The following is a 15,040-nucleotide window of genomic DNA, read 5'->3' on the forward strand; positions in this document are numbered from 1 at the left end:
GTCCCTTTCGGGGTTCATACTCGTCCTCTAATAGCCAATTTTCCGCTTCCTCGACTTGTTTGTTCATCTCATGCCAGAAACAAATTCTTGTAAAGTAATTCCAGCAGTACGAAGAAGACTACGAAGCGTACCTTTAGCCACTTCACGATGATCAGGAACAGAGAGTGTTACCTGTTCACCCTCCTTAACCATAATGATATGGCTTGCACTTTGACGCGCAACTTGCCAGCCAAAGGTTTCAAATATTCGGACTACTTCACGTCCGCTGAGAACAGGAAGAGCAGAGGACATGATTAGGCCATTACCTCTACTTGACAAGTTTCAATCGTGAGCGGTAGTCCACGTTCTGCACGAACTTCAAGGCAAGCGATAATCGCATCTCTGATATTTTCTAGAGCTTCTGCTCTCGTTTGACCTTGGCTGACACAACCCGGAATACTGGGGCATTCTACAACCCAAACCCCATCTTCGTCACGGTCAAGTGTTACAGTCAACTTCATAACTTCTCACTATAATCTCCCAGGTTATATTTTACCTATTAGGGCCTGAGTTGGTTAAGCGGCGATCGCTAATTCTTGCTAAACAGCATACAGAATCAGGGTTTTGAAGAAAAGCGGAAAGGAAGATCAGGAAATTATATCTCTACTGCCGAAAGTCGTCCCTCTACCGGTTCAAATTCGTCCTCTAGTAGCCAATTTTCCGCTTCCTCGTAACTCGCACGGCTCTCTTCTTCTTTGTCTGATCAGTTTAACTGAATGTAGTGATCGATCTTTGTGTCCTTTGTGCCTCTGTGGTTCCTTCCACTCTTCTTTGTCTGATCAGTTTAACTGAATGTAGTGATCGATCTTTGTGTCCTTTGTGCCTCTGTGGTTCCTTCCACTCCCTCGCCAGCAGGACTGTATCTTAGAATACATTTTAACCAGCAAACCTAAGAGAGCCTTCGCACCGGTGAATACCACATAGGGGTTTTCTGCATCGATCCAATTTTTTCTAGAATGGGGAGAAAAGTAATTGCCATCGATCCATGATTCAGAGTATCTCGTCCTCTTGGTTGTCTGAGTATTCCTCGGCAGTTGCCGCGGGAATTTGCGCTATTTTAGTCTTTTTTGGTTGGTTATGCCTACACCTTAATCTGATCGGCCCGGCTTTTATCCTACTAGCGATCGCATATCTGGTGGGAGGATACGAGAGTACCCAAGCAGGATTGACGACTTTATGGGAGGAAAAAGAACTGGATGTGGACCTGTTAATGATTGTAGCGGCCTTGGGGGCGGCGATTTTGGGACTCTGGGACAGTAATTACTATCTCATCATCGATGGAGCCATTTTAATCCTGATTTTCGCCATTAGTGGCGCATTAGAACAGATTGCCATGGCAAAAACCGATCGCAATATTCGTTCTCTCATGGCCATGACCCCCGATACTGCTAGATTAATCACGGGAGACAGGGAAAAAGAGGTTCCTATCAAGCAATTACGGATAGGGGACACAGTTTTGGTCAAACCGGGTGAATTAATCCCCATTGACGGCATTATTATGGAGGGAAACAGTCCCATCAATCAAGCGCCAATTACCGGAGAATCCCTTCCCGTGGATAAAACCATCGGTGAAGAAGTCTTTGCGGGAACTCTCAACGGTGCGGGAGTGCTACGTTTAAAGGTGGAAACTCCCCCCGAAAGTCGCTTAATTGAGAGGGTGATTCGTTTGGTAGAAAAGGCACAAAATGAATCCCCTCCCTCCCAAGAGTTTATCGAAGGTTTCGAGCGAGGTTATGCGAAAATTATCGTGATTTTGGGCTTAATTTTCGGGATTTTACCGCCTTTTCTCTGGGGTTGGACCTGGGAAACCACTATCTATCGGGCCTTAATTTTTCTCGTGGTGGCTTCTCCCTGTGCTTTAATGGCCTCGATTATGCCAGCTTTGTTATCGGGTATCGCTAACGGGGCAAAACAGGGGATTTTATTCAAAAATGGCGCAAGATTGGAGATGATCGGCCGCATACGAGCGATCGCTTTTGATAAAACCGGCACTCTCACCCTTGGTAAGTTGCAAGTGGTGGAAATTATCCCTATCCATGCAGTCAGCGAAAATGAGGTGTTAGCGGTGGCTGCATCCCTAGAATCCTGTTCGGAACATCCCATCGGGTCTGCTATTACCGCCACAGCCAGGGAACGTGGTATAAATTTCTTCAGTGCTAATCAGGTGCAAGCGGTATCGGGACGGGGTATCACGGGAAAAATTGCCGATAAGTCGGTATCTGTGGGCAATTTTGCCTATATTCGTGACCATATTGCTGATCTTGACCAGAATATCCTAGCTATCCGCGAACGTTTACAAAAAGAAGGTAAAACCCTCGTCTGGGTAGTACAAGAGAATCAGATACTTGGTGCGATCGCTGTAGCCGATAGCCTGCGGGAATCGGCAGTTAATCTGGTGAAGCAGCTAAAAAAGATCGGTATCGAACATATCGTTTTAATTACGGGTGATAATCAACAAAGTGCCGATAAAGTTGCGGAAAAACTCGGTATTGAGGAGGTTTACGCTGATTTACTGCCCGAAGATAAGTTAACCGTTATCCAAAATCTGCAAGAAAAATATCACACTGTCGCTATGGTGGGGGATGGCATTAATGACGCGCCCGCTTTAGCTATGGCTAATGTGGGGATTGCCATGGGAAAAGCTGGTAGTGATGTGGCCTTGGAAACGGCCGATATTATCCTTATGTCCGATAATTTAGCCAAAATTCCCAGCGCGATTAACCTTGGTCGTCGTGCCAATCGCATCGTTAAACAGAATATCACCTTCGCCCTCGCGTTTATCGGCATATTGCTAATAGCCAATTTTGCCGGTGATATAACTTTACCTCTTGGTGTCATCGGTCATGAAGGATCGACGGTATTAGTGACTCTAAGCGGTTTAAGATTGTTCAAATAGGGATAAAAATACAGAGAACTATGGGCGAAATCCAGGCAATCCGAGGCACAAAAGATATTTTACCGGCGGAGGTCGGTTACTGGCAGTGGTTAGAGGAAACTGCCAGCAGAATTTTAGGGACTGCGCTGTATCAAGAGATACGAACTCCCATTTTTGAACAGACGCAACTTTTTGAACGGGGTATCGGGGAAGCGACGGACGTGGTAGGTAAAGAAATGTACACTTTCCTTGATCGCGGTCAACGTTCCCTGACTTTGCGACCGGAGGGAACGGCTGGGGTCGTTCGCGCCTATATTGAACACAAATTACAGGCCGCCGGAGGAGTACAAAGACTCTGGTATAAGGGGCCGATGTTTCGTTATGAACGTCCGCAAGCGGGTAGGCAGCGACAGTTTCATCAAATCGGGGTCGAATTGTTGGGAAGTGATGACCCTAGGGCGGATGTGGAAGTAATTACCCTTGCCAGCGAGATATTAAAAGCTGTGGGGCTAGAAAACCTAAAATTAGATATTAATTCCCTGGGAAATGCCCAAGATAGGCAAAATTATCGTCAGGCCTTGCTAGATTATTTGACTCCCTACAAAGCTGATTTAGACGCGGATTCTCAACAGAGATTAGAAAAAAATCCCCTGCGAATTTTGGATAGTAAGGACGAAAAAACCAAGATTATCTGTAAGAATGCCCCCAGTATTCTTGAACATCTCAGTAGTGATTCTCAAAAGCATTTTGAACGGGTGCAATCTTTACTAACCGATTTGGGAGTTATCTATAATCTTAATCCCTGTTTAGTCCGAGGATTGGACTATTACACCCATACGGCCTTTGAAATTCAGTCCGATGATTTAGGCGCTCAAGCTACGGTTTGCGGTGGTGGTCGTTATGATGGTTTAATAACTCAATTAGGCGGTCTAGACACGCCAGCAGTGGGTTGGGCGATCGGTTTAGAACGTCTGATTATATTATTACAACAAAAGCAATCTTTATCTTTTTTGGTTCCCGATTTTTATCTCGTCTCCAAAGGAGAAAAAGCTGAGGCCCGCAGTGTGGTGTTAGCGCAGCAATTACGCGGATTGGGGTTTAGCGTCGAGTTAGACTTAAGCGGCAGCGCTTTCGGAAAACAATTTAAACGGGCTGATCGAGCTAAGGCCGTGGGCTGTATAATTTTGGGGGATGCTGAGGCTGAAAATGGCACGGTACAACTGAAATGGATGGCCACCCAAGAACAAATTAGTCTAACCCAAGCGGATTTATTGACACAAGCAAGGGAATTAAAAGCGCAAATCTCCCGGCACAAATCCTAAGTTTTAGCGTCATGGCCAAACATTAGGCTCTCTTGTTCTTTGTGTCCTTTGTGGTTAGTTCTACTCGCTGGGTGCATCTCATTTTTGTAAATCTACCAATTGGGATTTTTACGGGGAAACCCTCTGCTAAAATCGGACGTTGTTTCTGATTTTACCACTCAATCCAGGCTTTTGGGGGGTTCTACCCCCCAAACCCCCCGTTGGGGGCGTGGCGCCGCCCCCAAACCCCCCGCGCATTAGTTTTTCGGTGGGATGCTTACACGCAGCTGCTGATACATTTGTCATCATCTAAGAGTCACTGATAATTGCTGATTGTCGGTATTCCTGCAAATGTGAGATGCAGCCCACTCGCTCGCTGGCGGGACTGTATCCTAGAATACATTTTACCCACCAAACCTAAGAGGCCAAACATTAGGCCTAGGCTAAGACTATGGAATTTATACTGCAAAAACAAGGGGAGAATCACGGACGCACAATTTCTAATAATTCTCTAGAAATTGTCTCGGGAAACTATCGTCTCTTGGCCCGTCTGGATTCTCCTTTTGCTCATATTGAAGTGCGTATCGATTACGAATCTCCCGAAAGTAGCGAACGATATACCCATTATTATCGATCGGATGCCGGGGGTTGGCTAGAAATTTTTTCCTATCGAGATTTGGGAATAGGTAGCTGGAAAATTCGCTGTTATGGGGATATTCTGGCAGAATTGGGGGGGCAAGGTTGGCAAGAAATGTTAACTTTAATTGTTACTCCTGTTAAGATCAATTATCTGGCTCAATTAGAACAGTTAATTAAGACCGAAATTGAACCTTTATTAGTACAAGAATCCTCTCCAGAGATGGTAAAATTAGAATTGGCTGATTTAACTAATAATTCTGCCTTTGTTTTTGATTTATGCCTACCAGAGGAAACAATGACTGCTAGAGAAGGGGTAACTCTAGAACTGCCGGAACCTGCTAATATGAAAAAGAGCCTTCAAAGTTTATCTAATCGCAATTCTGCACCTTTACCACCGAAAATATCCGGTTCTAATTCTCGCCGAAAATCACCGCAACTTCCCCCAATTCCTAAAAATAAATAGGGTTTGCTGAATAAATGTGAAAACCTTGTTGGGTAAAACTTTTAGACCTTTTGCCCATCAAAAAGTGCCGACCCTTGGAGTGATTGGGGGGAAAATTCAGGTACTTTTTCCCTGAAAATTAGATAATTGACCAGATGAAAATCTGTAAAACCCTACACCCTACACCCAGAAAAAACTTTTTCAGCAAACCCTATGTAATGATGAGGTGAGGCAGCAACTTAAACCTAAGATTTTTTCAAGAACTTCTGACGAACTCGCGAGATTAACAGGTCTAATTCTGGTAACTTTAATAACATCGCACCGAGGAGGAATAAACCCACCGCTACGGTCGAGGCCAAACCCAACTGTAATAATTGCAAGAAAATATTACCAGCACCGAAAACCTTTTCCCAACCCCAACTAGCTCCCCAACTAGCAACACCAGAAAGCATTGTAATTACCGTTAATCCCAATAAGGATAAACCCCATTCTCCCAAGGGTAAACCCCCTAAACGACGATTTAAAATCACCGTAAAAATGCCCATAGAAATGATATTAACCCCCACGGTTGCTAAAACAATCCCCGGAGTACCAAAAGGTTTATACAAGAGGAAATCCAGCGCACCATTGAGAAAAATATTTACCATACTCACCTTAAAAGGAGTTTCGCCATCACCCAAAGCATAGAACACTCGTACTAAAACATCGCGACCGAGATAGAAAAACATCCCGAAACCGTAGGCCATTAATACGGGAACCACCTGTTCCGAGGCAGCCAGATTAAAGGCACCCCGTTGATAGATAACCCGCACTACAGGGAAAGCGAGGGCGATAAAGATAGCGGTGAAGGGTAACATGGTTAAAGCCGTCAATAATAAACCCTGACGGATTCTTTGCTTCAATTCTCCCCAATTTTCCGGTTCCGTCAGTCGAGAAAATATCGGCATAAACGGCACGAGAATCATGTTGGACATGATGCCCAAGGGCGTGAGAACGATAAAACTGGCGTAACGCATGGAAGCGGCGGCATTTTCGATAAAAGAAGCAAAAAAGAGGTCAGTATAAACGTTAATATGCAACATTCCCGAAGATAAGGTCGCCGGAATCATCACCCGCAACACCTCCGACACCCCCGGTATCCGCCAATCCCAACGAAATGTTAATTTTCCTAAACCTGCCTTGACTTGTGCGCCCACTTGTGCCAACCATTGCCAGATCGCCCCGATGAGAGTACCGCCGGCGAGGACAAAACCCCCTAGTTGAATGTATTGCGGATTATCAATGCGATCGCCAAGTGACCAGGCCAGCAAACCCACCCCGATAATCACCGCCACACTGGAAAAAAGCGGACTGAGACTCGGTAGCCAGTATTGGTCCGCCGCGTTGAGAGTACCGAAACCGATGCCGATTAAACCGGCTAAAACCGCCATGGGGGCCATAATTTGCAGTTGTTGAATGGCCATGCTGCGGGTGGCGGCATCTAAACCGGGGGCGAGAACATCGATAAAAATATTGGCAAAAACGATTAAAAAGACGGTGACAGCTAATAAAATCGCGCTGACTAGGGTGGTGACAGTCTCGACAATCGGCGCGGACTCGGATTTATCTCTTTTGGCCAAAACACTGACCAAAGCGCTATGAAAGGGGCCGTTAATGCCACCGAGGAGAATTAACAGAAAACCGGGGATAACGTAGGCAAAAGCGTAGGCGTTCACCACTGGCCCAACACCGTAGGCAGCGGCGATTACCTGTTCGCGGACCAAACCAAAAACCTTACTGATTAAGGTGGCAACGGCGACAATTCCAGCAATACCGGCTAAGGAACGGGTAGCTTTCTTAGTAATGATGACACCTCGAAAGAAAACAACTGCATTGATCGATTCTACCCGTTTCTGTGTTCCAGGAGAAAAGCGCTCTCTAGTTGGAAAATTTAACTTGACTGGACTGTATAACAGCCATTTTCCCGCACAGACCCCTAGAGAGCTTTTCTCATAAATATGAAGTATAAGCTAATTCGGTATCGACGCTCGACTCCCATCTGAGCATTAAGATAACTGTTCTCAGTAATTATTGAGAAAATAAATCCCCATACCTTATTTCCTCGTGGCACAATAGAGACAAAGTATAAAAAACTTAACAATAAGGAGAGGTTCGATGGTTGCTACACCAGTCAAAACAAAACGTCTCACCGTGCAGGTGGCCAATCTCAGCGCAGACACCACCGCTATTCGTTCCCTCGATTGGGATCGCGATCGCTTCGATATTGAATTCGGATTACAAAACGGTACGACTTATAACTCCTATCTGATTCGTGGGGAAAAAATCGCCCTGGTGGATACCTCCCACGAAAAATTCCGTCAACTATATTTTGATAGCCTCAACGGATTAATTAACCCCCAAGAAATCGATTATTTAATTATCAGTCATACCGAACCCGATCACAGTGGGTTAGTCAGAGATATATTGCAACTCGCTCCCAATATTACCGTCGTTGGGGCGAAAGTAGCAATTCAGTTTTTAGAGAATTTAGTTCATCATCCCTTTCAACGTCAACTGGTCAAAAATGGCGATCAGTTAGACCTAGGCAACGGTCACATTCTCGAATTTGTTAACGCTCCTAATTTACATTGGCCCGATACTATTTTTACCTACGATCACGGTTCGGGAATTTTATTTACCTGTGATGCCTTCGGAATGCACTACTGTTCCGATGATCTTTACGATGAGCAATTAAGTGTTATTGAACCGGATTATCGTTTCTATTATGAATGTTTAATGGCTCCTAATGCTCGTTCCGTACTAGCGGCGATGAAACGGATGGAACCCCTGGGTAATATTAATCTCGTGGCTAATGGTCATGGACCGCTATTAAAACATAATATTACCGAATTATTGAACCATTATCGTGATTGGAGTCAGGCACAAACTAAGGGAGAAAAAACCGTCGCTGTTTTCTATATTTCCGACTATGGTTATAGCGATCGCCTCTGTCAATCCCTGGCCAAAGGTATTACTAAAACCGGTGTGGCTGTAGAAACTTTAGACCTGAAATCCGCCGATCCCCAAGAGGTAAAAGAATTAGCTTCTTCTGCGGTGGGAATCGTCATCGGTACTCCCCCCGTTTCTGGTATTAATGCCCAAGAAATTACGGGAAATCTAGGCACAATTCTCGCCTCGGTTAACCCCAAACAATATATCGGAATGTTTGAATCTCAAGGGGGTGATGATGAATCAATTTTACCTCTATTTAATAAGTTTCGTGAAGTTGGTTTAACCAAAGCTTTTGATCCCATTCGTAGCGCGGAAACTCCTAACGAGAGTCTCTATCAACGCTGTGAAGAAGCAGGAACAGATATGGGACAACTATTAACCCAAGAGGTAAAAGTTAAACAAAGAAAATCCCTCGATACTGACCTTGATAAAGCCATCGGACGGATTAGCGGTGGTCTATATATTATCACCACCAAGAAAGGAGACAGAAGCGGAGCAATGGTCGCTTCTTGGGTGACGCAAGCAAGTTTTGATCCTCCCGGTTTTACCGTTGCTGTGGCCAAAGATCGGGCGATCGAGTCTTTAATGCAAGTGGGGGATCAATTCATTTTAAATATTCTGGAAGAAGGCAATTATCAAACCCTGATGAAACACTTTTTAAAACGTTTCGGACCTGGGGAAGATCGTTTTGCAGGAGTCAATACTCGCACCGCTAATAATGGTTCCCCAATTTTAGCCGATGCTCTCGCTTATTTAGAATGTGAGGTAGTTAGTCGTATGGAATGTGCTGACCACTGGATTGTTTACAATAAAGTCACCGATGGTCGCGTTTCTAAACCTGATAGTTTAACGGCTGTTCACCATCGCAAAGTCGGTAATTATTATTAGGATTCTTGCTTGATTTGACTGGTTGAGAAAATACAGATCAAGATGCTTGCTCTCAGCTTTTGAGATGGTTTAACCTCTCAACCAGTTAGTCATACTAAATCCGTTGAGTATAGGCTACATATCAGGAGAGGCAATAGGCACTCTTGCAATAGGCAAAAGGAGCAATAGATAATCAGTTTTTAATAACCGGATTTAGTATCACATCTGATCACTGATTACTTACCCACTGATAACTGATAACTGATAACTGATAACTGATAACTGATAACTGATCACTGATAACTGATCACTGTTCCTATTGACTAACCCCCGCAGATTTAAGGGCTTTTTCCATTAAAATTACATGGGTACTGCTTTCCTGTCCCTGGTTGGCAGGACGACGCTGAATATAACTGCCATCGGATTGTAATTCCCATGCTTGCCGGTTATCTGACAACATGATGCCGAGAATTTCTTCCAGTTCTTTGGCGATCGCTGGGTCATCAATGGGTGTCACTGCTTCCACGCGACGAGTCAGGTTCCGCGTCATCCAATCGGCGCTACCAATATAAACCTCCTCCTGACCACCATTGTAGAAGTAAAAAATGCGGGAATGTTCCAAAAAGCGGCCGATAATGCTAATTACTCGGATATTTTCGCTCACTTCCGGCAATCCGGGCCGTAAACAACAGATCCCACGAATAATTAAGTCAATCTGCACACCAGCACGAGAAGCGGCGTATAAGGCTTCTATAATCGGTTTATCGACAATAGAGTTCATTTTTGCCACAATGCGCCCCGTACCCCCATTTTTACAGTTTTTGGCCTCGCGCTCAATCATTGCTAACATCCGTTTTCGCAAACTCACGGGAGCAATTAAAAGTTTGCGATAGGATTGCTGACGGGAGTATCCGGTCAGAAAGTTAAATAAATCGGTGATATCTGCCCCCAAATCCTCGCGACAGCTAAGTAAACCCAAATCAGTGTATAATTTAGCTGTTTTTGGGTTATAATTACCCGTGCCAATATGGAAATAACGACGGATTTTATCCCCTTCTTTTCTGACCACGAGAACCACTTTCGTATGGGTTTTGAGACCAACTAAGCCATAAACAACGTGAACTCCGGCTTGTTCGAGCTTTTTCGCCCAAGTAATGTTATTTTCCTCATCAAAGCGTGCTTTTAGTTCCACTAACGCCGCTACCTGTTTGCCATTTTCCGCCGCCGCAATCAGGGAATTGACAATCGGGGAATCTCCGGAAGTACGATACAAAGTCATTTTAATCGCTAAAACATGGGCATCATGGGCAGCCTGGGCGATAAACTGTTGTACTGAGGCACTAAAGGAATGGTAAGGGTGATGAACGAGAATATCGTTATTGCGAATTAAAGTAAAAATATCTTCGCCATCCTGTTCTAGTATCCCGTCTTCGTTACCGTCAACTATTTCTCGCAATCCCTGTAAAACCGGTGGGGTGACGGGATTCCAAGGCGGATCTTTCAGTTCGGGACAGGGTAAGGACAGAAAATAAAATAAATCCTTGTGTCCCAGCATTCCATCCACATCGTAAACATCGATCTCCTCAAGTCCGAGATCGCGCATGATCCGGTTTTTAATATTGCTAGGGGTAGAACTGTGAATTTCCAGACGTACTGCCGATTTACCAATGCGGCGCTTGCGGACTTCTTCCTCGATCGCTAATAATAAATCATCGGCCTCATCTTCTTCGACGGAGATATCGGCGTTGCGTGTCACCCGAAAAGGATAACATTCTTGAATGATCATGCCGGGGAAAAGTGCCTCTAAATTGTGCATTACCACCTGTTCAAGGGGTACTCCCGTCCAAATCGAAGCTTTTCCGTCTTGGTGGCGTAATTCCTTGGATAATGCCAGAAAACGGGGGAAAACCTGCGGCACTTTCACCCTGGCAAATAGTTCTTTATCGGTGTCGGGATCGCGAACAACTACGGCTAAATTGAGACTGAGATTAGAAATATAGGGAAAAGGATGACTAGGATCCACCGCCAGGGGAGTTAAAACCGGGAAAATATTTTGTTCAAAGTAATCATGGAGATAATTGCGCTGTTCTTGATGCAAATCCACATAGTTAATCAGATGAATTCCCTGTTCTACTAAGAGGTTTTTCAGGGTGTGTTCAAAAAGATGATCCTGCTGTTGCACAAGGGGACGCAGACGGTTACTTATCTCGGTTAGCTGTTCCGAGGCAGTCCGGCCATCGGCACTTAAAACGGCTACATTTGCCTCTACCTGTTGTTTAAGAACTGCCACCCGTACCATAAAAAATTCGTCGAGATTGGCACAAAAAATGGCGGTAAATTTTAATCTTTCTAGTAGGGGAGTCCGAGGATCAAGTGCCTCATAAAGCACGCGATGATTAAATTCTAACCAGCTTAATTCTCGGTTAAAGTAATATTGCGAATCTTTAAGATCGACTTCGGAAGTTACGGTGGACGCTTTAGCCATAGAGTCTAATACCTAAATAATAGATTAAACAGTTAGTAAGAAGCCACTTCAGCCTAAATTTGACTATTTTGGGCGTTTTTGGCCATACTACCCCAGATTAAGCCAAGTTACCCCGATTATCTTGGATGCTAATGCTACTGATTCTAGCCTGACTAGGGAAAAAATCAATTTATTAAAAGGTTAAGAAATCAGTCCCGACAGATCAAGGTTAAATTAATCTTTCGGTGAAATTAGAGTAGCAGTAAGAACAATAGGCATAATTTGCTGAGAATATCGTCTTTAAAGCCTTACCTTGATTATAACACAAAGTCGAGCCGATCTGACTTGTTGAATATATCATCTCCAAGTTCAGGCAATAATCTAATCCGAATCAGAATATTTGGCTCTTCTAGGTTCTGTGTGATAAGTTTAATTGACATAGGATCGATCGATCTTTGTGTCCTTTGTGTCTTTGTGGTTCGTTCCACCCCCTCGCTCTTGAGAAATGTATCTTAGAATACATTTTACCCACCAAAGCTGGGAGAGCCAATATTTTATAAGGATGATGATTAGATTGCCAATTGACCATTAGTTGATATATTTGTGTTTGATAAAAATAAGATAACTCATAAGCTAATCTTAAGTCTCTTTCCAAGTCTTCTTTTTTAACCCACATTCCGCACCCTAAGCTGTCACAGAGAGAAATTACGGAGAGAAAAAATCAAAGTGAGCATAAAAATAAACATAAGGAGCGAAAAAAGGCATTTGAGAAACAGTAAAGCACCAAAAATGGCATCAAAACCTATTCTCAATAAGGAGCAATAAGAATTAACACCACCTAGAGGAGTCAACAGATAAATAAAAGAAGAAATCCAAGAGATAAATCATAATTTAGACTAATCAATTAAAGTAAAAAACTAAATTATAGACATAGTAAAGTGGAGCTATAAATCAAAGATATTAGCTCATGTTCACTCATAGAAATTAAATTGATAGAGATAATAATTAGGTGGCTAATTGATAGTAACGTAAACAATCATCTGGTAAAAGACGCAAGATAAAATCTCTGTCCTTATTCCAATTAGAAATATGTTCCTCCTGATTAAGTGTAATCAAATGAATACAATGAAAGCATTGAAAAATCCAGCGTAAAGTAGGGGAATTAGTTGCTTTACCTAATTGATTTTTAATTGTTGATTTAGACTCTTTCAGAGCATTTCTAATTTGACGTTGAGCCAATGTATAAACCAAGAGACATAAACCCATAATCATTCCCATAGACTCTATTCTCTCAGGACTTTTAAGGAAAATACTATCGGCAAAAAATAATGGGTCTTTGAGAAAACCAAACCCCCGTTCACATGATTGTTGAGCTTTATATTCCCTGAGCATAGAATCATCACTAAGTTCCTGTGAATCTAAAACATTCGTAGCAATAATAAAACATCCTGCACTCAGCAATTCTGTATTAATTTTACTTTCATCCTGGCAGACTGTAGCTGATATTTGGTAGGATATTTCATTTAGAGAATCTTTTTTATTAGATTTGGCTGGAGTAACCTTACTTTCGTTAATTTGGTGATATTTGAACTGGGTTGATAATTTTGATAATGCCTTGATAGCATCTGCTTCACAAGCAAATCTCTCTTGTGATAACTTTTTCAAATCAAGAACCGCTTTTGATTCGGCTTTGGTAATTTTTTGGGTTAGTTTACGCAGGTCTGATTCTCTTCTTTCTTGACTTTGTACTACTAACCATCTTTGTTCTATTCCTGCATAATTTTCGGTTTTTGATACTAATTTATATCCTGGTATTGTACTATCAATAAATTCTGATTCTGGTATTGTTGATATTAATGATTTTGCTGCTTTTATGCTTAATGGTACTCGACATAACCACTGTAAATCTGACATCATTTTCAGGTTTGATTCTGTATATAAGGCAGAGTCAGCAACCATGAGACTATTAACTTCTAATTGTTTGTGATATTCTACTGCTATTTGACCAAAACATGATGAGTCTGCTTGGTTTCCTGATGCTAGTTTCAAAAATATTGGGATGTCTCCATCTCCTGAACATATCATTTCTATGATGAACTGTTTTAAGTCCGGCCGATGGTCACGAGAATAACCATAAGTGATGGTTATTTCTTTTGGTGATTTTACTGCTATTTCTTCTAATTCTTGGTTATTTCCTATTTTTTGATTCTCAAATATTACTTCTGGTAAGCTAGTGTTATACTGCCCATGTACGTGGATTGATGATGAGTCTAGATGTGATGTTGATAGTGATACTCCAAATTTTTGGGCGGCTTTTACTGCGATGATGAAAAATATTGTATCTAATCCTTTTATAAATAGTTTATCCATGACTCTCCCCAATTTATCGTCGTTGAGATATTCTGGTTTTACTCCTGTTCCTATTAGATGTTCACAGGCGATTGTTTCAAAATATTCGGGAAACATATATAAGGGTTTGGAAACAAATCCTAACCCGTTGATTATCATGGCTTTTACTACTTGACCTGCATTTACTTTTTCGTCTTTTTCGACTCCTATCAATTCGTTTATTATTTCTACTATTCCGATTGAGTCTATTATTCCTGCCACTATCCCTAGATGGTCTATGTTCTGAATTTCTATTTCTTGGGGTTTTAATTTCACAACAGATTCCTCCACTACTTCTAAGTACCTAAGCAAAATTAATTACACATATCTAACCCCGCTCTTGCCTCTTGCCTATCTTCACTAGGAAATTAATTTTGCACGACTACTTATTGTAATCAATTATTTCTTGTTTTCTGAACAATTATTTTTTTCTCTTGAATTTTCTCTTTCTCGCTCCATACCCCTTTTAATGCTATATATTCTCATTAACCCTTTTAACCTTTGAATTAATTTTAGTTATTATGTACTACTTTAATGGCTTTTTTGATCTGTGACAGTTGAGGGTGCGGAATGTGGGTTTTAACATCAGTAGCATTCAATGTACCTAAAACTTTACAGAGTGCGTCAGATAAATCCTGTTTAATTTGCTGTTCATCTAAGGACAGTTTCTGAGAATGATTTTTGATAATTATAATTAATTCGTCAATATCTATTGACAGATTATTTTTGTCAATAAACTTACCAAACTTTAATCCTTCAAACTTTAAATCCAACTTATTTTTCTTAAAGTCCAGAAACCCGTTTTCTCAAAGAAAACGGGTTTCTAAATAGTTTCTTGAAGAAACCCGTTTTCTAGGTGACTTAATGCTTCTTTCCAGGGTTCATCATAATTGGCGGTTGTTGGGTTCATTTGAGTTGTCCGCTTACTCCTAGGGGGTGAAGCGCGACAGCGTAACGCACCGATTTAATAATAGAGGTGGTGAGTTACGGCGGCTTGTTAATTTTGGTTTTTTGACGGAATTGATAGCCGCCTA

Annotated in this window: 10 protein-coding genes; 4 read left to right on the top strand and 6 right to left on the bottom strand. The window is 42.3% G+C overall.

The features are described 5' to 3' along the window. Positions 1 to 63: 63 nt before the first annotated feature. Complete coding sequence (locus tag B5D77_RS04575) at positions 64 to 291, bottom strand: type II toxin-antitoxin system HicA family toxin (RefSeq protein ID WP_008198191.1); 228 nt, start codon at positions 289 to 291, stop codon at positions 64 to 66. A gap of 2 nt (positions 292 to 293) precedes the next feature. After that, positions 294 to 500, bottom strand: coding sequence for a type II toxin-antitoxin system HicB family antitoxin (locus tag B5D77_RS04580; protein WP_008198193.1), 207 nt, complete (start codon positions 498 to 500; stop codon positions 294 to 296). 524 nt (positions 501 to 1,024) lie between these two features. Between B5D77_RS04580 and B5D77_RS04585 the strand changes: the two genes are divergently transcribed. The 3 genes from B5D77_RS04585 (at position 1,025) to B5D77_RS04600 (ending at position 5,317) form a co-directional block, all read left to right on the top strand. Next, positions 1,025 to 2,935 (top strand): heavy metal translocating P-type ATPase, encoded by a 1,911-nt coding sequence (locus B5D77_RS04585; protein ID WP_106908360.1) that lies wholly within the window; start codon positions 1,025 to 1,027, stop codon positions 2,933 to 2,935. Positions 2,936 to 2,955: 20 nt separating this feature from the next. Continuing rightward, positions 2,956 to 4,236 carry a histidine--tRNA ligase gene (gene hisS, locus B5D77_RS04590; protein ID WP_106908361.1) on the top strand — a complete coding sequence of 427 codons (1,281 nt, stop codon included), beginning with the start codon at positions 2,956 to 2,958 and terminating at the stop codon, positions 4,234 to 4,236. Between the two features lie 430 nt (positions 4,237 to 4,666). Beyond that, positions 4,667 to 5,317: a hypothetical protein gene (locus B5D77_RS04600; protein ID WP_106908363.1), complete on the top strand. Its 651-nt coding sequence runs from the start codon at positions 4,667 to 4,669 to the stop codon at positions 5,315 to 5,317. 224 nt (positions 5,318 to 5,541) lie between these two features. Here the strand turns inward: B5D77_RS04600 and murJ are convergent, their stop codons facing one another. Further along, the gene (murJ, locus tag B5D77_RS04605) at positions 5,542 to 7,251 is read right to left on the bottom strand and encodes a murein biosynthesis integral membrane protein MurJ (protein WP_172456670.1); all 1,710 of its coding nucleotides are present in this window, start codon (positions 7,249 to 7,251) and stop codon (positions 5,542 to 5,544) included. A 199-nt stretch (positions 7,252 to 7,450) separates the two neighbouring features. Between murJ and B5D77_RS04610 the strand changes: the two genes are divergently transcribed. Continuing rightward, positions 7,451 to 9,175: a diflavin flavoprotein gene (locus tag B5D77_RS04610; RefSeq protein ID WP_106908365.1), complete on the top strand. Its 1,725-nt coding sequence runs from the start codon at positions 7,451 to 7,453 to the stop codon at positions 9,173 to 9,175. A gap of 295 nt (positions 9,176 to 9,470) precedes the next feature. Here the strand turns inward: B5D77_RS04610 and ppk1 are convergent, their stop codons facing one another. From ppk1 to B5D77_RS04630, 3 genes are all read right to left on the bottom strand, one after another. Next, positions 9,471 to 11,639, bottom strand: coding sequence for a polyphosphate kinase 1 (gene ppk1, locus B5D77_RS04615; protein WP_106908366.1), 2,169 nt, complete (start codon positions 11,637 to 11,639; stop codon positions 9,471 to 9,473). Between the two features lie 984 nt (positions 11,640 to 12,623). Beyond that, positions 12,624 to 14,282: an IS1634 family transposase gene (locus B5D77_RS04625; RefSeq protein WP_104395285.1), complete on the bottom strand. Its 1,659-nt coding sequence runs from the start codon at positions 14,280 to 14,282 to the stop codon at positions 12,624 to 12,626. A 236-nt stretch (positions 14,283 to 14,518) separates the two neighbouring features. Further along, on the bottom strand, positions 14,519 to 14,779 hold the full coding sequence (locus B5D77_RS04630; protein WP_254053035.1) for a hypothetical protein: 261 nt from the start codon (positions 14,777 to 14,779) through the stop codon (positions 14,519 to 14,521). Positions 14,780 to 15,040: the final 261 nt, after the last annotated feature.

It is taken from the genome of Microcystis sp. MC19 (assembly GCF_003019735.1).
Taxonomy (GTDB): domain Bacteria; phylum Cyanobacteriota; class Cyanobacteriia; order Cyanobacteriales; family Microcystaceae; genus Microcystis.

Bases quoted from the DNA above. Each gene is read 5' to 3' on its own strand.
- B5D77_RS04575 (WP_008198191.1), bottom strand. From the start codon at position 291: ATGTCCTCTGCTCTTCCTGTTCTCAGCGGACGTGAAGTAGTCCGAATA.
- ppk1 (WP_106908366.1), bottom strand. From the start codon at position 11,639: ATGGCTAAAGCGTCCACCGTAACTTCCGAAGTCGATCTTAAAGATTCG.
- B5D77_RS04585 (WP_106908360.1), top strand. From the start codon at position 1,025: ATGATTCAGAGTATCTCGTCCTCTTGGTTGTCTGAGTATTCCTCGGCA.
- B5D77_RS04580 (WP_008198193.1), bottom strand. From the start codon at position 500: ATGAAGTTGACTGTAACACTTGACCGTGACGAAGATGGGGTTTGGGTT.
- B5D77_RS04610 (WP_106908365.1), top strand. From the start codon at position 7,451: ATGGTTGCTACACCAGTCAAAACAAAACGTCTCACCGTGCAGGTGGCC.
- hisS (WP_106908361.1), top strand. From the start codon at position 2,956: ATGGGCGAAATCCAGGCAATCCGAGGCACAAAAGATATTTTACCGGCG.
- B5D77_RS04600 (WP_106908363.1), top strand. From the start codon at position 4,667: ATGGAATTTATACTGCAAAAACAAGGGGAGAATCACGGACGCACAATT.